This window comes from Streptomyces sp. NPDC030820 (genome assembly GCF_055572075.1).
In genome coordinates this window covers 226,448-247,764 of sequence record NZ_JBVIEB010000004.1, presented here as the reverse complement: position 1 = coordinate 247,764, position 21,317 = coordinate 226,448, and the positions used below count along the sequence as shown (strand labels likewise).

The following is a 21,317-nucleotide window of genomic DNA, read 5'->3' as shown; positions in this document are numbered from 1 at the left end:
GCCGTTTCGCATGCCGGCGTGTCCCGGTCAGGCAGTCGGGAAGCGGCGCACGCCGGAGGGCGTCACCACCGCGTGCACGGGCTTGTCGTGCGCCTCCGCCGGGACCTGTGCGACGACCTCCGTGTCGTAGAGCAGCACCACGAGCCGGGGGCGCGCGCCCGCTCGCTCCAGACGGGCCAGCACGCGGTCGTACGACCCGCCGCCGCGCCCCAGGCGCATCCCGCGCGCGTCGACCGCGAGCCCGGGCAGCAGGACGACGTCCGCGGCGGTCACGGCGTCCGGACCGAGACGCGCGCCGGAGGGTTCGAAAAGTGCCATCTTCCCGCCGTGTTGGACCCGCGCGAGGGAGTCCGGGCCGGTGTACTCGCCCCAGTCGAGGTCGTTGTCGGGCAGGAGCGCGGGAAGCAGCACCCGCACGCCTCGCGCCCGCAGGGCGTCCAGCAGTGCCCGCGTGCCGGGCTCGCTCCCCACGGAGACGTACGCCGCCACCGTGCCCGCATGTGCCAGCTCGGGCAGCTCCAGGGCGCGCTCCGCCAGCGCGCGGCCCGTCTCGTCGACGTCATCGTCCGTCAACCTTTTCCTCACCGAGAGGAGCTCCCGCCGCAACATTCGCTTGTCAGGCTCGCTCGCGCGTCCGTCGTGTTCCACGGTCGTTCTCGCACCCTTCTTGAATGCCGTCATAAAGGGTCAACCAACCGGAGCCACAGATTCCTAACAAAGGCACCGGATAAGGTTGCGGGCATGACTCAGTCGCACCCCAGGATCAGCAAGGCTGTCATTCCCGCAGCAGGTCTCGGCACCCGGTTCCTGCCGGCCACGAAGGCCACTCCCAAAGAGATGCTGCCGGTCGTCGACAAGCCCGCGATCCAGTACGTGGTCGAGGAGGCCGTGTCGGCGGGGCTCGACGACGTCCTCATGATCACCGGACGCAACAAGCGTCCTCTCGAGGACCACTTCGACCGCAACTACGAGCTGGAATCGGCGCTCGAGAAGAAGGGCGACGCCGAACGGCTCGCGAAGGTGCAGGAGTCCAGCGACCTGGCGACCATGCACTACGTACGCCAGGGCGACCCCAGGGGCCTCGGCCACGCCGTGCTGTGCGCCGCCCCGCACGTCGGCCACGAGCCCTTCGCGGTGCTCCTCGGTGACGACCTGATCGACCCGCGCGACCCGCTCCTGCAGCGCATGATCGAGGTCCAGGAGCAGCACGGCGGCAGCGTGATCGCCCTCATGGAGGTCGCGCCCGAGCAGATCCACCTGTACGGCTCCGCGGCCGTGGAGGCGACGGCCGACGGTGACGTCGTACGGATCACCGGCCTGGTCGAGAAGCCGGACGCGGCGGACGCCCCCTCGAACTACGCGATCATCGGCCGTTACGTCCTCGACCCGCACATCTTCGACATACTCCGCAAGACCGAGCCGGGCCGCGGCGGCGAGATCCAGCTCACCGACGCCCTCCAGCAGCTCGCGACGGACGAGAAGGTCGGCGGACCGGTGCACGGCGTCGTCTTCAAGGGCCGCCGCTATGACACCGGCGACCGTGGCGACTATCTGCGTGCCATTGTCAGACTCGCGTGCGAACGTGAAGACCTGGGTCCGGACTTCCGGACCTGGCTTCGCAGTTACGTAGCCGAGGAGATGCAGCAATCTTGAGCAGCGCCGCGACCCGCCCCGCCGGCCCGGACGACCTGTGGTCGGTGGACGAGCACCTGGAGGACATCCTCTCGGCCGTCCGTCCCCTCGAACCCATCGAGCTGCAACTGCTCGACGCCCAGGGCTGCGTCCTGGTCGACGACGTCACGGTGCCGGTGTCCCTGCCGCCGTTCGACAACAGCTCCATGGACGGGTACGCGGTGCGGGTCGCGGACGTGGCGGGCGCCAGTGAGGAGTTCCCGGCCGCCCTGGAGGTCGTCGGCGACGTCGCCGCGGGCGCGGCCCATCCGGTCCGGGTCGGGCCCGGCCAGGCCGCCCGCATCATGACCGGGGCCCCGCTGCCGCCCGGCGCCGAGGCCGTCGTCCCGGTGGAGTGGACCGACGGCGGACTCGGCGAAGGCCCGGTGAGCGGGATGCGGGCGCGCAGCCTGGCCCCCGAGGGCGCCGAGGGGCAGGTGCGCGTGCACCGCCCCGCAGAGGCACGCGCGCACGTGCGCGCCAGGGGCAGCGACGTGAAGGCCGGCGACCGCGCCCTGGAGGCCGGGACCATCCTCGGTCCGCCGCAGATCGCGCTGCTGGCCGCGATCGGCCGCGGCACGGTACGCGTGCGCCCGCGCCCGCGCGTGGTCGTGCTGTCCACCGGCAGCGAACTCGTGCAGCCCGGCGAGGAACTGGCCGGCGGCCAGATCTACGACTCCAACAGCTTCGCCCTCACCGCCGCCGCGCGGGACGCCGGCGCCATCGCCTACCGGGTGGGCGCCGTCGCCGACGACGCCGAGACCCTCCGCTCCACCATCGAGGACCAGCTCGTCCGCGCCGACCTGATGGTCACCACGGGCGGGGTGAGCGTCGGGGCGTACGACGTCGTCAAGGAGGCGCTGTCGTACGCCGGCGACGAGGACGAGGCGGGCAGCGGCGTGGAGTTCCGCAAGCTCGCCATGCAGCCCGGCAAGCCCCAGGGCTTCGGCTCCATCGGCCCCGACCACACACCGCTGCTCGCCCTGCCGGGCAACCCCGTGTCGTCGTACGTCTCCTTCGAGCTGTTCGTCCGTCCGGCCATCCGCACCCTGATGGGCCTCACGGACGTGCACCGGCCCCGTGTCCGGGCCACCCTGAAGACCGACCAGGCGCTGCGCTCGCCCAAGGGGCGCCGGCAGTTCCTGCGCGGTGCCTACGGCGACGGCGAGGTCACGCCCGTGGGCGGCGCCGGCTCGCACCTGATCGCGGCGCTGGCGCACGCCGACGCGCTGATCGTCGTCCCCGAGGACGTGGAGTCCGTCGAGCCCGGCACCGAGGTGGAGGTCGTCCTGCTCGGCTGAGGCACGCGCGCGTGAGCGTGCGAAGCGGCCGACGGGGGTCCTGGGCCGGTGCCTGCGCGGACATGGCGGTACCGTGTCGCGCACAACAGGCCCGCGCACCGCACCGCGCCGGGCCCGGACCGGGAGCGGCACACAGCATGACTGAGTCATTCCGGGGGGAGACCTCCGGACCCCCTGCGCAGAACGGCCTGACGCACATCGACGAGGCGGGCGCGGCCCGCATGGTCGACGTGTCCGGAAAGGACGTCACCGCGCGCACCGCCCGCGCCAGCGGCCGCGTCCTCGTCTCGCCCCGCGTGGTCGAGCTGCTGCGCGGCGAGGGGATGCCCAAGGGGGACGCCCTCGCCACCGCGCGGATCGCCGGGATCATGGGCGCCAAGCGCACCCCGGACCTGATCCCGCTGTGCCACCCGTTGTCGGTGTCGGGTGTGAAACTGGACCTGTCGGTCGCGGACGACGCGGTGGAGATCCAGGCCACCGTGAGGACGACGGACCGTACGGGCGTCGAGATGGAGGCGCTCACCGCCGTGACGGTCGCCGCGCTCACCGTGATCGACATGGTCAAGGCGGTCGACAAGGGAGCGGTCATCACGGACGTGCGGGTGGAGGAGAAGACGGGCGGCAAGTCGGGCGACTGGAGCAGGGCATGACCTACCGGGCTCTGGTGGTCACCGCCTCCAACAGGGCCGCCGCGGGTGTCTACGAGGACAAGGGCGGCCCCTTGGTCGCCGACGGCCTGAAGCGCCTCGGTTTCGCCGTCGACGGCCCCCGGGTCGTCCCGGACGGGGAGCCCGTGGAGGCGGCCCTGCGCGCGGGAGTCGACGCCGGGTACGACGCGATCGTCACCACCGGCGGCACCGGGATCTCGCCCACCGACCGCACGCCCGAGGCGACCCGCGCGGTGATCGACCACGAGGTGCCGGGCATCGCGGAGGCCATCCGGGCGTTCGGGCGCGAGAAGGTTCCGACCGCGGCGCTCTCCCGGGGCCTGGCCGGGGTGGCGGGCCGGACCCTGATCGTCAACCTGCCGGGCTCCACGGGCGGGGTGCGGGACGGCCTCGCCGTGCTGGAGCCCCTGCTGGTGCACGCCGTCGACCAGATCCGCGGCGGCGACCACCCAAGACCCAGCAGCGGGGGTGCGAGCTGAACAGCCCTTCCTGGCCCGTCGTGCTGGCGGACGGCGATGTCGTCCTCCGGCCGATACGGCTGCGCGACCAGCGGGCCTGGCGCGAGGTGAACCGGCGCAACCGGGACTGGCTGCGCCCCTGGGAGGCGACCATTCCGCCGCCCACGCCGAGCGGGCCGATCGCGCACCGGCCGACCTACCGCCAGATGGTCCGGCACCTGCGTTCCGAGGCCAACGCGGGCCGGATGCTGCCGTTCGTCATCGAGTACCAGGGGCGGCTCGTCGGCCAGCTCACGGTCGCCGGGATCACCTGGGGATCGATGTGCTCGGGACATGTCGGCTACTGGGTGGACGAGGCGGTGGCCGGGCGCGGGGTGATGCCGACGGCCGTCGCGCTTGTCGTGGACCACTGTTTCCGCACCGTCGGACTGCACCGCATCGAGGTCTGCATTCGGCCCGAGAACCGGCCCAGTCGCCGGGTCGTGGAGAAACTCGGATTCCGCGAGGAGGGGCTCCGGCCGCGGTATCTGCACATCGACGGGGCCTGGCGTGACCATCTGGTGTTCGCGCTCACCGCCGAAGAGGTGCCCGACGGTTTGCTGGCGCGGTGGCAGCGGGCACGCTCCCAGCAGGTGCGGCAGAAACCCCAGAGCACCGGAAATTGAATATGTGTTCGAAATTGATCGGTTGTTGACCGTCTCGGGGGCATTGAATTCCCGCCCGGGACGGTCCGCTGATCGCATGGGTCGCAAAAAATGCTGGAAATATCAGCCAGATCGTGCGACACACCGGCCCAATTGGCGGATGGCCTCACGCAAACCCCTCTACGGTGTGAGATGTGAGCAGCAGCGGCCTCATCTACGCAGTCATTGTCGGGGCCTGGGCCGCCTACTTGGTGCCGATGTGGCTCCGTAGGCAGGACGAGCTGAACGAGGCCCGTCCGACGGAACGCTTCAGCACCGCCATCCGGCTGCTGTCCGGACGGGCGGGAATGGAGCGCCGGTACGCCAAGGACCTGCGGGCGCGCTCCGCCGAGGGGGAGCGGGACTCCGGCGACCCGGACGCCGTCACCGACTCGGTGGACGTCCGGGCCTTCGCCATGCCTCCGACCCGCCGTCAGGTGCACGCCGGCGCCGAACCCGAGGCCTCCGGGAGGGCGGAACCGGAGCGGGCACACGACGCCGCACCGGCGCGCAACTCCGCCTCCGTGCCCGCGCAGAAGCGGGTGCCGTCCGCACGCCAGGCGTCCTCCGCGCAGGTCTCCGCACAGGCGGCCGCAGCACGCGCCCGGCGCTCGAAGGTCCTGGCGCGCCGCAGGCGCACCACCGTGGTTCTCTTCCTCGCCTTCACGCTGGGCGCGATCGTCGCCGCCGTCGGCGGGCTCGCCTTCTTGTGGGCACCCGCCGCGCCGGCCGTGCTGCTCAGCGCGTACATCGCGTACCTGCGCTCCCAGGAGCGCCGTCGCTTCGCCTACCAGATGGACCGCCGGCGCGCCGAGGTGGCCGCCCAGCGGCTGCGGGAGCGCCAGCCGCGCCGCCGTGCGCCCCTCGACGCGGGCGCGGGCGCGGACGAACCGGAGGAAGCCCCTCAGGTCCAGACGGACACCGGGCTCGCCGCACTCGCCGCGGACCGGCGCGCCCTGGTCGAGCAGACGGACCACGCCGAGTGGGTCGACCAGCAGCGCGAGCGGCAGCGGCGGCCCGGCGGGGACAGCTGGGACCCGGTGCCGGTGCCTCTGCCGACGTATGTGACCGCGCCGGTCGCGCCGCGTGCCACGTCCGACGTGGATCTGGGTGCGCCCGACACCTGGAGTTCGGCGCGTTCCAGCTCGGTGGCGCCGGAGCACGAGGCGAGCCGCACGCCGCAGGCCGAGGCGGACGAGCAGGCGCCCACGTCCGGGGACAAGCCGGCGGACGGCCGCAGCGACGCGCGTCGCACAGCCTCCGCACGCCGGTCGCGCGGGCGCGGGCGCACCCCCCTCTTCGATCAGTACGAGGACGGCGACCGCCCGCGCGCGGCCAACGAGTGACGCCCGCCACACTCCGGGAAGGCGCGCTGACCAGTCAGGGAACGGATTTCCAAGCACCCCGATCGGGATGCTAAAGTTTCACTCGTTGCAAGGGCCTGTGGCGCAGTCCGGTAGCGCACCTCGTTCGCATCGAGGGGGCCAGGGGTTCAAATCCCCTCAGGTCCACGCAGCATGAAGCCCCGGTCGGTGGAAGCCGACCGGGGCTTCATCGTGTCTACAGCTTCTTCGCGAAGCAGCGGCTCTCCTCGTGGTGGCGGTAGTAGCCGAACTTGGTGCACGGCTCGTAGCCGCTCGCGGTGTACAGGGCGATGGCCTCGGGCTGCTTGGTCCCGGTCTCCAGGACCATGCGGACACGACCTGCCGCCCGCGCGTCCTCCTCCAGGGCGGTGAGCATCCGGCGGGCCAGGCCGCGGCCGCGCATCTCCGCTATGACGAACATGCGCTTCAGCTCGGCGTCACCGTCCTCGTTGCCCTCCTCGTTGCGATCCTGGCTGCGCCAGCCGCCGGTGGCCACGGGGCGGTCGAACTCGTCGTACGCGATCAGGTAGACGCCGTGGGGCGGGTCGAAGTCCGTCGTGTCGAGGACGGTGGCGTCGCCGTCGTCGCCGTACCGCTCGGCGTACTCGGCCTGGACCTCGTCGTTGAGCTTCACGGCGTCGGGGTGATCGAAGCGAACGCGGCGTATGATCATGCTGGGCATCGTACTTCTATGCAGACGGTGGGACCTCGGGGTTTGAGGGCTCCGACCAGTGTGCCGGTATCGTGCCCGGGTGCTGACTGTGACCTCGGTTAACGTGAACGGGCTGCGAGCCGCCGCCAAGAAGGGCTTCGTGGAGTGGCTCGCGCAGACTGAAGCGGACGTCGTCTGCCTGCAGGAGGTGCGCGCCGAGCCGCACCAGCTGCCCGAGGAGGTGCGGCAGCCCGACGGCTGGCACGTCGTGCACGCCCCGGCCGCCGCCAAGGGCCGTGCGGGCGTCTCCCTCTACACCCGGCGCGAACCCGACCGCGTCCGGGTCGGCTTCGGCTCGGCCGAGTTCGACGGCAGCGGCCGCTACGTCGAGGCCGACCTGCCCGGCGTCACGGTCGCCTCCCTCTATCTGCCCTCCGGCGAGGTCGGCACCGAGCGGCAGGACGAGAAGGTCCGTTTCATGGGGGAGTTCCTCACCCATCTCAAGGCGCTGCGCGAGCGGGCCGCCGCCGACGGGCGCGAGGTGGTCGTGTGCGGCGACTGGAACATCGCCCACCAGCAGGCCGACCTCAAGAACTGGCGCGGCAACACCAAGAACTCCGGCTTCCTGCCCGAGGAACGCGAGTGGCTCGGCCGGGTGTTCGCGGCGGAGGACGGCGGCTACGTCGACGTCGTACGGGCCCTGCACCCGGACGTCGAGGGTCCGTACACCTGGTGGTCGTACCGGGGGCGGGCCTTTGACAACGATTCAGGATGGCGCATCGACCACCAGGTCGCCACGCCCGGTCTCGCCGGGAAGGCGGTCAAGGGCTTCGTCGAGCGCGCGGCCACGCACGCCGAGCGCTGGTCCGACCACGCGCCCGTGACCGTCGTCTACGACCTCTAGCCGTCACAACCTCCAGTCGTACGCCCGCCCCTGCCAGGCTCTCGAAGGCGTGTGCCGCGTTTGCGAACGTCGGGACCATCCCCGCATGCGCGGGGAGCAGCCCTTCGCGAGTACGGCGTGCACCCGCCAGGCACGCTCCGTCGCCTCCTCGCGCGTGATCCGTTCCTCTTCGGATGGACGTGTGACGCTGGGGACGTCACCCGTCCCCCTGCTTTTGCAACCTCCGGTCCAGCGCCAGCGACAGTTCCGCCTCCACCACGCTCCGGGCCAACGGGCGCAGGCGGTGGAGGTCCTCCTCGGAGGTGTGGCGGAGGATCAGGTCGGTGAAGAGTTCGGCCAGGGCGTCGGCGTGTTCGCGGACGCGGGTGGCGGCCGTGAGGACCTCGGCGAGCGGGATGCCCTCGCGGACCAGGGCGGAGGAGACGTCCAGCAGACGGCGGCTGATGTGGACGATCTCGTCGCCGTCCGTGCCCAGGTAGCCCAGTTCCATGGCGGCGGCGAGGTTCTCGGGGGTGACCTCCCCCTCGAAGCGGGCGGCGAGTTCCTCCGGGGTGAGGCGAACCGGCTCCTCCTCGGTGGGGGTGCCGACGCCGATGAGGTCGGCGATGTTCCGGCCCTGGTCGAGGGCCTCCGCGAGCTCGGCGATGCCGTTCAGGGTGTGGCCGCGCTCCAGCAGGGCGGCGATGGTGCGCAGACGGGCCAGGTGATGGTCGTCGTACCAGGCGATACGGCCCTCTCGGCGGGGCGGCGGGATCAGCTTGCGCTCGCGGTAGAAGCGCAGCGTGCGCACGGTGATGCCGGCCAGTCGCGCCAGCTCCTCCATGCGGTACTCGCGCCCGCCTTCCTTGCGTTCTGCGTCCTCTGCCACGCCCGCAGCCTATGTTGTACCGCCGGTAACTTTCCTTCTCCCGACCCCTACCGCTCGGTACGGGGCTGCTCTACAGTCCCATTGCGCCAGTGTTCACTGGCAGAGTCCAAGGCGATGCGTGGAGGCTTCGGGATGGCCGAGCACGAGCATGTACGGGTGGCGGTGATCGGGTCCGGGTTCGGCGGCCTGGGGGCCGCCGTGCGGCTGCGCCGCGAAGGGATCACCGACTTCGTCGTCCTGGAGCGGGCGGACAGCGTCGGCGGCACCTGGCGGGACAACAGTTACCCCGGGTGCGCCTGTGACGTGCCCTCCCACCTCTACTCCTTCTCCTTCGCGCCCAACCCCGAGTGGCCGCGCACCTTCTCCGGGCAGGAGCACATCCGCGCCTACCTGGAGCACGTCACCGACCTCTTCGGACTGCGCCCGCACCTCCGCTTCGACTCCGAGGTCAAGCTGATGAGCTGGGACAACGAGAACCTGCGGTGGAACATCGAGACCACGCGCGGCGCGCTCTCCGCCGACGTGGTCGTCTCCGCGACCGGGCCGCTGTCCGACCCGAAGATCCCGGAGATCCCGGGCCTGGAATCCTTCCCGGGCAAGGTGTTCCACTCCGCCCGCTGGGACCACGACCACGATCTGCGCGGCAAGCGGGTCGCGGTGATCGGCACCGGCGCCTCCGCCATCCAGATCGTGCCCGCGATCCAGCCGCAGGTCGGCCGGCTCACCCTCTTCCAGCGCACCCCGCCCTGGGTGCTGCCCCGCATGGACCGCGCCATCAGCGGTGCCGAGCGCCTGCTGCACCGGTCCGTGCCCTTCACCACCCGGCTCAGGCGCGGCCTGCTGTGGGGCATCCGGGAGCTGCAGGTCCAGGCGTTCACCAAGCACCCCGACGAACTCGGACTCGTCGAGCGGCTCGCCAAGCGCAACATGGCCCGCGCCATCAAGGACCCGGCCCTGCGCGCCAAGCTCACCCCCGACTACCGCATCGGCTGCAAGCGGATCCTGCTGTCCAGCACGTACTACCCGGCGCTGGCCAGGCCGAACGTGGACGTCGTCGCCAGCGGGCTCAGCGAGATCCGCGGGTCGACCGTCGTCGCGGCCGACGGCACCGAGGCCGAGGCCGACGTGATCGTCTTCGGTACGGGCTTCCACGTCACGGACATGCCGATCGCCGAGCGGGTGGTCGGGGCGGAGGGCGTCACCCTCGCGGAGTCCTGGAAGAACGGCATGCAGGCGCTGCGCGGCGCCGCGGCCGCCGGGTTCCCGAACTGGATGACGATCATCGGGCCCAACACCGGCCTCGGGAACTCCTCCATGATCCTCATGATCGAGTCCCAGCTGAACTACATGGCCGACTATCTGCGCCAACTGGACGTCCTGGGGGTCCCCCCAGGCCCTCAAGGCACAGGGGGAGGCCGTACGGCCCTCGATGCCCGGCCCGCGGCCGTCGAGGACTGGAACCGCAAGGTCCAGGAGCGCATGAAGCGCACCGTGTGGAACACCGGCGGCTGCACCAGCTGGTACCTGGACGCGAGTGGCCGCAACACCACCATCTGGCCCGGTACGACATCGGAGTTCCGGCGCGCGACCCGGCGGGTGGACCTGGGGGAGTACGAGGTCATCCGCAAGACCGACGGCAAGTCGGCCGCTACGGCCGCAGAGAAGACGGTCGCCGCCGTCCCGCAGAGCGAGGGCGCCGCATGAGCCGGCTCGCCTCCGTGACCTCCGGACCGTACGCCCCGCCCACCCCCGCCCGTGAACTCACCGTCGTCTCCGCCGATGGCGCGCGGCTGCACGTCGAGGTGCACGGCCCCGAGAAGGCGCCGCCCGTCGTCCTCTCGCACGGCTGGACCTGCTCGACCGCCTTCTGGGCGGCGCAGATACGGGACCTGGCGACCGACCACCGCGTGATCGCGTACGACCAGAGGGGGCACGGGCGCAGTCCCGCGAGCCCCGCGTGTACCACCCATGCGCTGGCGGACGACCTGGAAGCGGTGCTCGCGCAGACCCTCGCGCCCGGGGAGAAGGCGCTGATCGTCGGCCACTCCATGGGCGGGATGACCGTCATGGCCGCGGCCACGCGCCCCCGCTTCCGTGACCACGCCGCCGCCGTCCTGCTGTGCAGCACCGGCAGCTCGCGGCTGGTCGCGGAGGCGCGCGTGGTGCCGCTCGGCGCCGGTCGGGTGCGCACCTGGATCACCGGGCGCATTCTCGGCTCGCGCGCCCCGCTCGGCCCGGTCACGCCGGTCGCCAGGCGCATCCTCAAGTACGCGACCATGGGCGCCGGTTCCGCCCCGCACATGGTGGAGGCGTGTGCGCGGATCGTGCACGCCTGTCCGCGTGCCGTACGCCACGCCTGGTCGCGCGTACTCGAAGCGCTCGATCTCGACCACGGCGTACGGGAGTTGCACGCGCCCACCGCCATCGTGCACGGCGCGTCCGACCGGCTCACGCCCCCCGTGCACGCCCGCGCACTGGTCGCCGCGCTGCCGCACTGCGTCGGTCTCACCGAGCTGACCGGCGTCGGCCACATGACCCCGATCGAGGCCCCGGAGCTGGTGACCGGCCGGATCCGGGAACTCGTCACCACCTACGTCACCACCGGGAAGGCCACAGGCGTGCAGATCAAGGAGGGCGCATGAGCAGGGTCAGCCTCGAAGGGCAGGTCGCGGTCGTCACCGGAGCGGCGCGCGGCGTCGGGGAGCTGCTGGCGCGCAAGCTCTCCGCGCGCGGCGCGAAGGTCGCGCTGGTCGGGCTGGAGGAGGAGGCGCTCAAGGACGTCTCCTCGCGGCTGCACAGCGACAGCGCCCACTGGTACGCCGACGTCACCGACCACGAGACGATGAGCCGGGTCGCACAGGAGGTGAAGGCGCGGTTCGGGAAGGTCGACATCGTGGTCGCCAACGCCGGTGTGGCGACGGGCGGTCCGTTCGCCGACTCCGATCCGCAGGCCTGGCGGCGGGTGATCGAGGTGAACCTGATCGGTTCGGCGGTGACGGCCCGGGCGTTCCTGCCGGTGCTCGTGGAGAGCCGGGGCTATCTCCTCCAGATCGCCTCGCTCGCCGCCATCACGCCGGCGCCGATGATGACGGCGTACTGCGCGTCCAAGTCGGGTGTGGAGGCGTACGCGCACAGTCTGCGCGCCGAGGTCGGCTACCAGGGCGTGCGCGTCGGCGTCGGGTATCTGTCCTGGACCGACACCGACATGGTGCGCGGTGCCGACCAGGACGACGTCATGCGCGAGCTGCGGCAGCGGCTGCCGTGGCCGTCCAACAAGACCTACCCGCTGGGGCCCGCGGTGGATCGGCTCGTCGCCGGGATCGAGCGGCGCTCGGCACATGTGTACGGGCAGTGGTGGCTGCGCGGTATGCAGGGCGTGCGCGGGTATCTGCCGGCGCTCATCGGGACGGTCGGGCAGCGCGAGATGAAGCGGTTCGCGCCCCGGCTGCAAGGAATGCGCTCGGGGCTCGTCGGTGCAGGTGGGGCGGCCGACGAGGCAGCGCGCGCTACGCACCGTGACTGATCCACATGCGTTGCGTGGTCGCCCGTGTGAATCTGGGTGAGGCCCCACCTAGGGGCCGACCCCCAACTCACCCACCACGGGAGTGAACCCACATGGGTATGAAGGACAAGGCCAGCGAGTGGCAGGAACAGGGCAAGCAGAAGATCGGTGAGGCCCGTGAGCGGGCCGGCCAGCGCGGTCAGCAGCCCCAGCGTGGCCAGCAGCAGCCCCAGCGTGGCCAGCAGCCGCAGCGTGGTCAGCAGCAGCCGCAGCGCGGTCGCGAGAATCTGCGCGACATCGAGGACACCGAGGCGGAGATGGAAGACCGCTTCGACCGGGACTACGACGCGTAGTCGCTGCGCTCGGCTTCGGCCGGTTCGCGTGGGGCACCCTTCTTCGTGGAGGGTGCCCTGCGCTGGTTTTTGGGGTGGTGGGGGTGTGTGGTCGTGCGCGGGTGCGTTGTGGCTTGTCGCGCAGTTCCCCGCGCCCCTTCACCACGCACCCCTCCCCGTCAGGTGGCCCGCGGCGGTAGCTCGGGGCGGGCTCGGTTGGGGACCTCCGTGTAGTCGGGGGGGATGGCGGCCGGGTTGGACTCCAGTAGCTCCAGGGCGAGTTCGACCGCGTCGGCCAGCTGGGCGTGGCGGCCTTCCGCCCAGTCCAGGGGGGTGCGCAGGATCTCCAGGTCGGGGGCGACGCCGTGGTTCTCCACGGACCAGCCGTAGGCGTCGAACCAGGCCGCGTTCATCGGGACCGTGATCACCGTGCCGTCGCCCAGGCGGTGCCGGCCGGTCATGCCGACCACGCCGCCCCAGGTGCGCTGGCCGACCACCGGGCCGAGTTTCAGCAGCTTGAAGGCGGCCGTGATCATGTCGCCGTCCGAGGAGGTCGCCTCGTCGGCGAGGGCCACCACCGGGCCCCTCGGCGCGTTCGAGGTGTACGACACCGGTTGCGCGTCCCGCGTCAGGTCCCAGCCCAGGATCGTCCGGGTCAGCTTCTCGATGACGAGCTCGCTGATGTGTCCGCCCGCGTTGCCGCGCACGTCCACGATCAGGGCGGGCCGGGACACCTCCATGCGCAGGTCGCGGTTGAACTGGGCCCAGCCGGAGCCGCCCATGTCGGGGATGTGCAGGTAGCCGCACTTGCCGCCGCTCAACTCCCGGACGACCGCGCGGCGTTTGGCGACCCAGTCCTGGTAGCGCAGCGGCCGTTCGTCGATGAGCGGGACGACGGCGACCCGGCGGGCCCGGTCCGGCTTCTCTTCCGCCGGGACGAACGTCAGCTCCACGGTCGTACCCCCGGAGCCGGCGAGCAGTGGATACGGCCCGGTCACCGGATCGACCGGGCGGCCGTCGACATGGGTCAGGACGGCGCCCTCGCGGATGCCCGTGCCGGCCAGCGGCGAGCGGGCCTTGGAGTCGGAGGAGTCGCCGGGCAGGATGCGTTTGACAATCCAACCCTCCTCCCTGTGAACGAAGTTGGCGCCGAGGAGTCCCTGCCAGCGCTGGTAGTGGGGCGGGCCCTCGTTGCGGCGGGCGGCGGTGACGTAGGCGTGCGAGGTGCCCAGTTCGCCGAGGACCTCCCGCAGGAGATCGGCGAACTCGTCGGGGGAGGCGACCCGTTCGACGAGGGGACGGTACTGGTCGAGCACCGCGTCCCAGTCGATGCCGCACATGCCCGGGTCCCAGAAGTAGGCGCGGATGAGCCGGCCGGCCTCGTCGTAGGCCTGGCGCCACTCGGCGGGCGGGTCGGCCACGTGCAGGATGCGGCGCAGGTCGATCCAGACGGTGGTGTCGCTGTCGCCCATCTCCGTGGCGGGCACCGCGCGCAGCTCGCCCTCGTCCACGACGACCAGCCGGGTGCCGTCGCCGCTGACCGCGAACCAGTCCAGGTGGTCGACCAGTTCGGACTTCTTGGCCTTGGCGAGGTTGAAGTACTCCAGGGTCGGGCGGCCGCTGATGTCGGCCGGATTGGCGAAGGTCTCGCCGAGCGCGCCGGAGATCGGCCAGCGCAGCCAGACCAGTCCGCCGCCGGCGACCGGGCACAGCGCGGAGTACTTGGAGGCGATCACCGGGAACGGTGTGACGCGCATCGCCAGGCCCTCCACCTCCACGGTCACCGTGCCGGCCTCGCCCGTCTCCTCCTCCTCGACGGGGTCGAGGCCGCCGGCCGCCGGACGGCCCTCGGGGTTCAGGGCGAAGGGGGAGGGGGTCGCCGAGTTCAGCGGGACGAGGTACGGGCGGCAGCCGAGCGGGAAGGACAGGTCGCCGGTGTGGACGTCGTACACCGGGTCGAAGCCGCGCCAGGAGAGGAAGGCGAGATAGCGGCCGTCACGGGTGAAGACGGGGTTCTCGTCCTCGAAGCGCCCGTTGGTCACGTCCACGATCAGCCGGTCCTTGATGCGGGCCAGCTTGATCTGGCGCAGGGTGCGGCCGATGCCCGGGTGGGACCAGGTGATCCAGGCGCCGTCCGGGGAGAAGGCGAGGTCGCGCACGGGGCCGTTGATGGACCGGATCAGCTCGGTCACGTGCTCGCCGACATCGGCGGCACCTGAGCCATCGTCACCGGAGTCCCTGTCACCGGAGTCACCCGAGCCAGAGTCACTTGAGTCACCGGAGTCGCTCCCGGCGTCCGCCGCCTCTTCGGTGACCCCACCCTCGGTACCTTCCGACTCCTCGCCCACATCGATCAGCAGCAACCGCCCGTCGTGCGAGGCGACCGCCAGCCGTTCGCCCTCCGGGTCGCAGACCATCTCAAGGACGCGGCCCAGCCGGCCGGAGGCCAGTCGGCGGGGCGCGCGGTCGCCGGTCGCGCGGGGCAGCTGGGCGATCTCGACGGCGTCCTCGCCCTCGGCGTCCGTCACATACGCCACCTGGCCGGTCGTACCCAGCATCTCCGGCAGCCGTACCCGTACGCCGGGCGTGTCGGTGATCGTACGGGCGGGGCCGTCCCGGTGGGTGAGCCAGTACAGGCTGCCGCGTACGACGACGGCGCTGGCCCGGCCGGTCTCGTCCACGGAGATGCCGTCGACGTTCTGCGCGGCCGGCACCTGGTAGCGGCGGCGCCCGGTGGCCGGCCCGGCCAGTCGGACGTCCAGCTTGCGCGGTACGGCGCCCGGGGAGAGGTCGTCCACCAGCCACAGGTCGCCCGCGCACTGGTAGACCACCCGGGCGCCGTCGCTTGAGGCGTGCCGGGCGTAGAAGGCGTCGTGGTCGGTGTGGCGGCGCAGGTCGGTGCCGTCGTACGAGCAGGAGTAGAGGTTGCCGACGCCCTCGTGGTCGGAGAGGAAGGCGATGCGGCCCGCGACGAACATGGGGCAGGCCAGATGCCCCTCGATGCCGGGCAGCAGGCGTTGCCCGTGCAGCCAGAGGCGGCCCATGGCGCCGCCCCGGTACCGCTTCCAGGAGGCCGGCTCGTGCGGCGGGGTGCCGGTGAGCAGCAGGGTCTTGTGCCCGCCGGCGACGTCGGCGACCTGGATGTCGGCGACCGGGCCCCAGGGCAGTTTGCGCCCGGGGTCGCCGTCGGGGGACACCTTGTAGGCCCAGGTGAAGTACGAGAAGGGCTCGCCGTGGGAGGCGACGGCGAGGATGTCGCACGTCCCGTGCTCGTCCGGGGGCGTCCAGCCGCAGACCTGTGTGTCGGTGCTGCCCCAGTACGTCAGCTGCCGCGCGTGACCGCCCTCCACGTCGACGAGGTGGATCTCGGGGACGAAGCTGCGCCAGCTGGTGAACGCGATCTGCCGGCCGTCGGGCGAGAAACGCGGGTGCCCGGCCTTCGTGCGGTCCGCCGTGAGCCGCCAGGCCCGGCCCGGGGCGTCGAGAGGGGCCAGCCAGATGTCGTCCTCGGCCACGAAGCACACCAGGTCGCCGCTGAGGTGGGGAAAGCGGAGATAGCTCACCCTCCCCATGCTTTTCCGCCCGCTGAGGCCCAGCAACTTGTGCGGCCCGCACGGCCGCGAACTTATGTGTCCCTCACGTTCGTGACCCAGCACACGTACGAAACGGTTTCGTTTCGCACGCTCTCAGGGTATCTTCATGGTGGTACGAAGCAGGAGGCTCCGGAGTGGGAAGGCGAGTGGCATGACCGAGGTTGTCGCAACGTCACGTCGCAGCCGGATCACGCCCGAGCGCGAGGCCGAGTTGTACGAGGCCGTGCTCGACCTGCTCCGGGAGGTCGGCTACGACGCCCTCACCATGGACGCCGTCGCCGCCCGCACCCGGTCCAGCAAGGCCACGCTCTACCGCCAGTGGGGCGGCAAGGCCGAGCTGGTGGCGAAGGCGGTGCGGCACAGCAAGCCGGGCGGCTCCGCCGGCGGGGTCGACACCGGGTCGCTCAGAGGCGATCTGCACGCCCTCACCCTGCGCTCCGACGACTGCGAGATGGAGCAGAACTCCGCACTGATGCGGGGTCTGGCGATGGCCGTCCACGGCAATCCCGACCTCCTGAAGGCGTTCAAGGAGCATCTCATCGAGCCGGAGCTGGCGGAGTTCCGCCGCGTGCTGCAGCGGGCGATCGACCGGGGCGAGATCCGTGCGGACAACCCCGCGATCGACTACGTGATGCACATGATGATCGGCGGGTTCGCCGCCCGCTCGCTCATCGACGAGCAGCCGCCGACGCAGGCCTTCCTCCTGTCGTACATCGACGCCGTGGTCCTCCCCGCCCTCGGCGCACCCACCCGCTGATCACCCTCTGATCCCCGAGCAAGCCCACCGTCTGACGTCACCGCTCACGTCGTCGGGCTGATCACCCCTGCCCTGATGAACCCCACGACCTGACCGGGAGTACGCCTCCGTGGCCACGTTTCTGTACAAACTCGGCCGTCTCGCCTTCCGGCGACGGCACTTCGTCGCCCTCATGTGGGTCGCGCTGCTCACCCTGGCCGGGGTGGGCGCCGCCTCCGCGCCGCCCGCCGGCAGCACGTCCTTCTCAGTCCCCGGCACCGAGGCCCAGAAGGCCTTCGACCTGCTGGAACAGCGCTTCCCCGGCATGAGCGCCGACGGCGCCACCGCGCGCGTGGTCTTCAAGGCGCCGAGCGGCGAGAAGATGACCGACCACGACAACAAGGCGGCCGTCGAGAAGACCGTCAAGGAGCTGCAGAGCGGCTCCGAGGTCACCTCCGTCGCCGACCCCTACGCCGGGCACGCCGTCAACAGGAACGGCACCATCGCCTACGCCTCGGTGAAGTACAAGGTCTCCGGCATGGAGCTGAAGGACTCCGCCAAGGACGCCCTGAAGGAGGCCGCCCAGCATGCACGCGACGCCGGGCTGACCGTCGAGGTCGGCGGTGACGCGCTCACCGCGACCCCGGAGACCGGCTCCAGCGAGGCCATCGGCATCGTCATCGCCGCCGTCGTCCTCGTCATCACCTTCGGCTCGCTGCTCGCGGCCGGATTCCCGCTGCTCACCGCCATCATCGGCGTCGGCATCGGTGTCTCCACCATCACCGCGCTCGCCGGCGCCCTGGACCTCGGCTCCACGACCTCCACCCTGGCCTCGATGATCGGCCTGGCCGTCGGCATCGACTACGCGCTCTTCATCGTCTCCCGCTACCGCGCCGAACTGGCCGAGGGCCGCGAGCGCGAGGACGCGGCCGGACGCGCCGTCGGCACGGCGGGCTCGGCGGTGGTCTTCGCCGGCCTCACCGTCGTCATCGCCCTGGTCGGCCTGTCGGTCGTCAACATCCCGATGCTGACCAAGATGGGCATCGCCGCGGCGGGCACCGTCGCCATCGCCGTCCTGATCGCACTGACGATGATCCCGGCGCTGCTCGGCTACGCGGGCCGCAAGGTCAAGCCGGCGGGCCAGAAGAGCAAGCTGCTGGGCGGCGGCCGTACGCCGAAGAAGCCCGGCCGCCCCAACATGGGCACCCGCTGGGCGAGCTTCGTCGTACGGCGCCCGGTCGCCGTCCTCCTCCTCGGCGTGCTCGGCCTCGGCGCGGCGGCGGTCCCGGCCGCCTCCCTGCAACTGGGCCTGCCCGACGACGGCTCCCAGCCCACCTCCACCACCCAGCGCCGCGCCTACGACCTGCTCTCCGAGGGCTTCGGACCGGGCTTCAACGGCCCCCTGATGGTCGTGGTCGACGCCAAGGACAGCGCGCACCCCAAGGCGGCCTTCACCGAGGTCGGCGACGAGATCAAGGGCCTGAAGGACGTCGTCACGGTCACCCCGGCCATGCCCAACAAGGCCGGCGACACCGCGACGATCACCGTCGTACCCAAGTCCAAGCCGTCCTCGAAGACGACCGAGGACCTGGTGCACGCCATCCGCGACAAGGGCGCGGACATCACCGCGAAGACCGACTCCAAGGTGCTGGTCACCGGTACGACGGCGATGAACATCGACGTCTCGCAGAAGCTGAACGACGCGCTCCTGCCCTACCTCGCGCTGGTGGTCGGCCTGGCCTTCCTGCTGCTGATCGTGGTCTTCCGCTCGGTCCTCGTCCCGCTGAAGGCGGCCCTCGGCTTCCTGCTCAGCGTGCTGGGGGCCCTGGGCGCCGTGGTCGCGGTCTTCCAGTGGGGCTGGCTGTCCGGCCTGATGAACGTCGAGCAGACCGGCCCGGTCATGTCGATGATGCCGATCTTCATGGTGGGTGTCGTCTTCGGCCTCGCGATGGACTACGAGGTCTTCCTCGTGACCCGGATGCGGGAGGCGTTCGTCCACGGCGAGAAGCCCAGCCAGGCCGTGGTGACCGGCTTCAAGCACGGGGCGAGGGTGGTGACCGCCGCAGCCGTGATCATGATCGCCGTCTTCTCCGGCTTCATCGGCTCCAGCGAGGCGATGGTCAAGATGATCGGCTTCGGCCTCGCGATCGCCGTCTTCTTCGACGCGTTCATCGTCCGCATGGCCATCGTCCCGGCGGTCCTCGCCCTGCTCGGCAAGCGGGCCTGGTGGCTGCCGAAGTGGCTCGACCGCGCGCTGCCCAACGTGGACGTCGAGGGCGAGGGCCTGCGCACCGAGCCCTCCGCAGCCGGCAAGGACGCCGACCCCGACGAGGAGAGGGAGCTGGTACGGGCCTGACGTATCGCTCCTGAGCCGGAGCGGCCGGTGAGGGTGCCCGTGGGGACGGGGCTGCACCCTCACCGGCCTTCTTTCTGCCTCGGAAAACGCCGTGATCAGGGCACGGGCGATGGCGTAGCGTGCCCGGCATGACGACGACAGCCGCCACTGACGCCGAAGAGTCCGGAGCCCACCCCCGATTCGCCGAAGCCCTGCGCGCGCTCGGCCTCGACGACGTGCTCGCACGGACCAGGAGGTTCCCGGAGGCCACCCGGACCGCCGCCGAGGCCGCCGCGGCCATCGGGTGCGAACTCAGCCAGATCTGCAAGTCGCTGATCTTCGCCGCCGACGGGGTCCCGGTGCTGGTCCTCATGGACGGGGCCTCGCGCGTGGACGTGGACCGGGTGCGGGAGGAGCTGGGCGCCGGCCGGGTCACCCGCGCCGACGCCGGCGTCGTACGCGAGACCACCGGGTACGCCATCGGCGGCGTGCCGCCCTTCGGACACCGCACGCGCACGCGTGTCCTCGCCGACCGCTCGCTGCTCGCCCATGACGTGGTGTGGGCGGCCGCCGGAACGCCGCACACCGTCTTCCCGATCGAGCCCAAGGCACTGGTGGCCCACGCCGGTGCCGACCTGGTGGACGTGCGCGAGCAGACCGCGTGACGCCGCTCTACTTCGTTCGTGGTCTCCCTCGTCGACCGTTGTCCGGGAGCGTGACGACGCGGGAGGTCCCGAGGACCTTGCCCTGCGCATCGAGCGCCTTCACTTGGAAGTACGGTCCGGGGGCGTTCGTGGTGACGGCCGTCTCGAATCCGGAGCGTGGGGCGTGCCCGACCACGACCGACAGGGAGTGGGGGTCGGACCCGGCGAGTACACGCCATGCTCTGGTCCGCGTCGAACCGTTCCAGGAGGCGTAGACGACGTTGCCCTCGGCGTCGGAGCGTGCCGCGACACTCGGGGGGTAGTACGGAGTGCCGACCCATTCGTTCCGGAATGCCCGGTACGAGATGTCGGAGCCCGGCAGTTTCGCGTCGTAGAGCAGGTTTCGCAAGCCGTTGCCCTGGGTGTTTCCCTCCCCCGCGTACTCGGAGTAGTACGGGCTCTGGCCCCATCCGATGAACTCGTTGCCGTTGGAAAGGGCCTGTGTGTTTCCCTGGGTCGGTGACTCCAGCGGCGGCTGGTGGTAGTAGGTCCGGTCCACGGTCGCCTTCCGGCTGCGGAAGTCGAGGTTGAGGATCAGGCCGTGCGACACCTGTTCGGGGGCGCCGTCGGGCAGGTCGCAGCAGCCGTCGTCGAACATGCTGATCCGGTTCCCCGGCCGGTACCGGGCATCGTGCTGCCAGTAGAAGTCCGCGTTGGGTCCGAAGGCGAAGTCGCTCTTCTTTCCTCCGATCTGATAGCGGATTCTCCCGGATCTCCTGGTGACGTCGTAGATCGCCCACATGTTCCGGGCCGAGATCAGCAGTCGGCCGTCAGGACCCTCGTCGACGGAGTTGATGTGGAAGGCATCCCACACGCCGTCGGACGACGTCGCGCTGGACGCCGGCTCCTCGGAATCCGCGGGGTCGAGGTGGTCCAGTGCGTTCCACGAGAAGAGCAGTCTGCCCGTGGCGAGGTCGACCTCCTGGATCTCGCTGTTCTCGATGGAGCCGTTCTCCGGACCACCGTAGGGCGTGAGGTCCATGGGCACGGGCTTGGACGCGATGAACAGCGCGGTACCCCGGCGGGTCAGGGTGAACTCGTGCTCGTCCGGGTAGTAGCCGTGATGCGCCAGGACCGTCCTGAGCAGGCGGTAGTGGGTGTCGTAGATGTAGTAGCACCCGCCCGGTTCCGGGGCACCCGCCGGCAGGTTCGTGTACCACGGGGGCAGGGCGAGGGTTCCCTGCCACCAGGTCAGCACCGGCTTTCCCCGGCCCCTGCGGGCGTCGTAATAGGTCTGGACCCTGATGTCGGCGTTCTGGAGGTTCGTGGAGGGGAGCGGGCGGAACCAGACCGGATCACCGGAGTTGTCGTTGATCAACGCCCCGGTCTGGCCGATCATCCTGTCCGCGCTGAACGGGCCCACGAGGATGTCTCCGCGGGCCGTACCCGGCTTGTTCGCGGTCACGGTCACTCGCATGGGGTGAAGGCCCGGCTCGGAGACGAAGCTCCACACATCGCTGCCCGAGAGGACCGGGGGCGGAGGACTTTTCGTCGGGGGGAAGGGCTTCGTCGCGCACAGGTGGTCGCCCGCTCGCGGCCTCGCCGC

The 21,317-nt window shown here is 71.1% G+C and carries 19 protein-coding genes and 1 tRNA gene; 15 read left to right on the top strand and 5 right to left on the bottom strand.

Translation table 11 applies throughout. From position 1 onward, the window contains the following. Positions 1 to 27 precede the first annotated feature (27 nt). Entirely contained in the window at positions 28 to 609 is a 582-nt protein-coding gene (locus tag ACZ418_RS12965) for a 5-formyltetrahydrofolate cyclo-ligase (RefSeq protein ID WP_468362319.1), read from the bottom strand. 132 nt (positions 610 to 741) lie between these two features. Between ACZ418_RS12965 and galU the strand changes: the two genes are divergently transcribed. The 7 genes from galU to ACZ418_RS12930 all read left to right on the top strand — a co-directional run bounded on the left by galU (position 742) and on the right by ACZ418_RS12930 (position 6,292). Then, a complete protein-coding gene (galU, locus tag ACZ418_RS12960; RefSeq protein WP_468361418.1) occupies positions 742 to 1,653 on the top strand; it encodes a UTP--glucose-1-phosphate uridylyltransferase GalU in 912 nt (303 codons plus the stop codon). After that, positions 1,650 to 2,972, top strand: a complete 1,323-nt coding sequence (glp, locus tag ACZ418_RS12955) for a molybdotransferase-like divisome protein Glp (protein WP_468361415.1) — start codon at positions 1,650 to 1,652, stop codon at positions 2,970 to 2,972. The genes galU and glp overlap by 4 nt, the downstream gene beginning before the upstream one ends. A 137-nt stretch (positions 2,973 to 3,109) precedes the next feature. Further along, the gene (gene moaC, locus ACZ418_RS12950) at positions 3,110 to 3,622 is read left to right on the top strand and encodes a cyclic pyranopterin monophosphate synthase MoaC (RefSeq protein WP_468361412.1); all 513 of its coding nucleotides are present in this window, start codon (positions 3,110 to 3,112) and stop codon (positions 3,620 to 3,622) included. After that, complete coding sequence (locus ACZ418_RS12945; protein ID WP_468361410.1) at positions 3,619 to 4,119, top strand: MogA/MoaB family molybdenum cofactor biosynthesis protein; 501 nt, start codon at positions 3,619 to 3,621, stop codon at positions 4,117 to 4,119. Before moaC ends, ACZ418_RS12945 begins: the two co-directional genes overlap by 4 nt. 20 nt (positions 4,120 to 4,139) lie before the next feature. Next, positions 4,140 to 4,763, top strand: a complete 624-nt coding sequence (locus tag ACZ418_RS12940) for a GNAT family N-acetyltransferase (protein WP_451006520.1) — start codon at positions 4,140 to 4,142, stop codon at positions 4,761 to 4,763. 173 nt (positions 4,764 to 4,936) lie between these two features. Beyond that, the gene (sepX, locus tag ACZ418_RS12935) at positions 4,937 to 6,127 is read left to right on the top strand and encodes a divisome protein SepX/GlpR (protein WP_468361406.1); all 1,191 of its coding nucleotides are present in this window, start codon (positions 4,937 to 4,939) and stop codon (positions 6,125 to 6,127) included. 91 nt (positions 6,128 to 6,218) lie between these two features. Next, positions 6,219 to 6,292: transfer RNA gene (locus ACZ418_RS12930), tRNA-Ala, on the top strand. A 49-nt stretch (positions 6,293 to 6,341) separates the two neighbouring features. Here ACZ418_RS12930 and ACZ418_RS12925 read toward each other — a convergent pair. Then, complete coding sequence (locus ACZ418_RS12925; protein WP_468361403.1) at positions 6,342 to 6,818, bottom strand: GNAT family N-acetyltransferase; 477 nt, start codon at positions 6,816 to 6,818, stop codon at positions 6,342 to 6,344. 79 nt (positions 6,819 to 6,897) lie between these two features. On the opposite strand from ACZ418_RS12925, the gene ACZ418_RS12920 reads away from it, so the two are divergent. After that, entirely contained in the window at positions 6,898 to 7,701 is an 804-nt protein-coding gene (locus ACZ418_RS12920; protein ID WP_468361400.1) for an exodeoxyribonuclease III, read from the top strand. Positions 7,702 to 7,897: 196 nt separating this feature from the next. On the opposite strand, the gene ACZ418_RS12915 is transcribed toward ACZ418_RS12920, so the two are convergent. After that, positions 7,898 to 8,524 carry a MerR family transcriptional regulator gene (locus ACZ418_RS12915; protein ID WP_468362317.1) on the bottom strand — a complete coding sequence of 209 codons (627 nt, stop codon included), beginning with the start codon at positions 8,522 to 8,524 and terminating at the stop codon, positions 7,898 to 7,900. 177 nt (positions 8,525 to 8,701) lie between these two features. Between ACZ418_RS12915 and ACZ418_RS12910 the strand changes: the two genes are divergently transcribed. From ACZ418_RS12910 to ACZ418_RS12895, 4 genes are all read left to right on the top strand, one after another. Continuing rightward, positions 8,702 to 10,273, top strand: a complete 1,572-nt coding sequence (locus ACZ418_RS12910) for a flavin-containing monooxygenase (RefSeq protein WP_468361397.1) — start codon at positions 8,702 to 8,704, stop codon at positions 10,271 to 10,273. Then, the gene (locus tag ACZ418_RS12905; RefSeq protein WP_468361394.1) at positions 10,270 to 11,211 is read left to right on the top strand and encodes an alpha/beta fold hydrolase; all 942 of its coding nucleotides are present in this window, start codon (positions 10,270 to 10,272) and stop codon (positions 11,209 to 11,211) included. The genes ACZ418_RS12910 and ACZ418_RS12905 overlap by 4 nt, the downstream gene beginning before the upstream one ends. Further along, positions 11,208 to 12,092: an SDR family oxidoreductase gene (locus ACZ418_RS12900; RefSeq protein ID WP_451006534.1), complete on the top strand. Its 885-nt coding sequence runs from the start codon at positions 11,208 to 11,210 to the stop codon at positions 12,090 to 12,092. The genes ACZ418_RS12905 and ACZ418_RS12900 overlap by 4 nt, the downstream gene beginning before the upstream one ends. A gap of 92 nt (positions 12,093 to 12,184) precedes the next feature. After that, positions 12,185 to 12,424, top strand: a complete 240-nt coding sequence (locus tag ACZ418_RS12895; protein WP_468361391.1) for a hypothetical protein — start codon at positions 12,185 to 12,187, stop codon at positions 12,422 to 12,424. A 158-nt stretch (positions 12,425 to 12,582) separates the two neighbouring features. Here ACZ418_RS12895 and ACZ418_RS12890 read toward each other — a convergent pair whose 3' ends face one another. After that, positions 12,583 to 15,966 (bottom strand): S41 family peptidase, encoded by a 3,384-nt coding sequence (locus ACZ418_RS12890; RefSeq protein ID WP_468361389.1) that lies wholly within the window; start codon positions 15,964 to 15,966, stop codon positions 12,583 to 12,585. Positions 15,967 to 16,147: 181 nt separating this feature from the next. On the opposite strand from ACZ418_RS12890, the gene ACZ418_RS12885 reads away from it, so the two are divergent. The 3 genes from ACZ418_RS12885 to ACZ418_RS12875 all read left to right on the top strand — a co-directional run bounded on the left by ACZ418_RS12885 (position 16,148) and on the right by ACZ418_RS12875 (position 19,732). Further along, the gene (locus ACZ418_RS12885; protein ID WP_468361386.1) at positions 16,148 to 16,753 is read left to right on the top strand and encodes a TetR/AcrR family transcriptional regulator; all 606 of its coding nucleotides are present in this window, start codon (positions 16,148 to 16,150) and stop codon (positions 16,751 to 16,753) included. A gap of 109 nt (positions 16,754 to 16,862) precedes the next feature. Next, positions 16,863 to 19,088, top strand: coding sequence for an MMPL family transporter (locus tag ACZ418_RS12880; RefSeq protein ID WP_468361383.1), 2,226 nt, complete (start codon positions 16,863 to 16,865; stop codon positions 19,086 to 19,088). Between the two features lie 128 nt (positions 19,089 to 19,216). Beyond that, entirely contained in the window at positions 19,217 to 19,732 is a 516-nt protein-coding gene (locus tag ACZ418_RS12875; RefSeq protein WP_468361380.1) for a YbaK/EbsC family protein, read from the top strand. 7 nt (positions 19,733 to 19,739) lie between these two features. Here ACZ418_RS12875 and ACZ418_RS12870 read toward each other — a convergent pair whose 3' ends face one another. Next, positions 19,740 to 21,188 carry an arylsulfotransferase family protein gene (locus ACZ418_RS12870; RefSeq protein ID WP_468361378.1) on the bottom strand — a complete coding sequence of 483 codons (1,449 nt, stop codon included), beginning with the start codon at positions 21,186 to 21,188 and terminating at the stop codon, positions 19,740 to 19,742. Between the last annotated feature and the right edge of the window lie 129 nt (positions 21,189 to 21,317).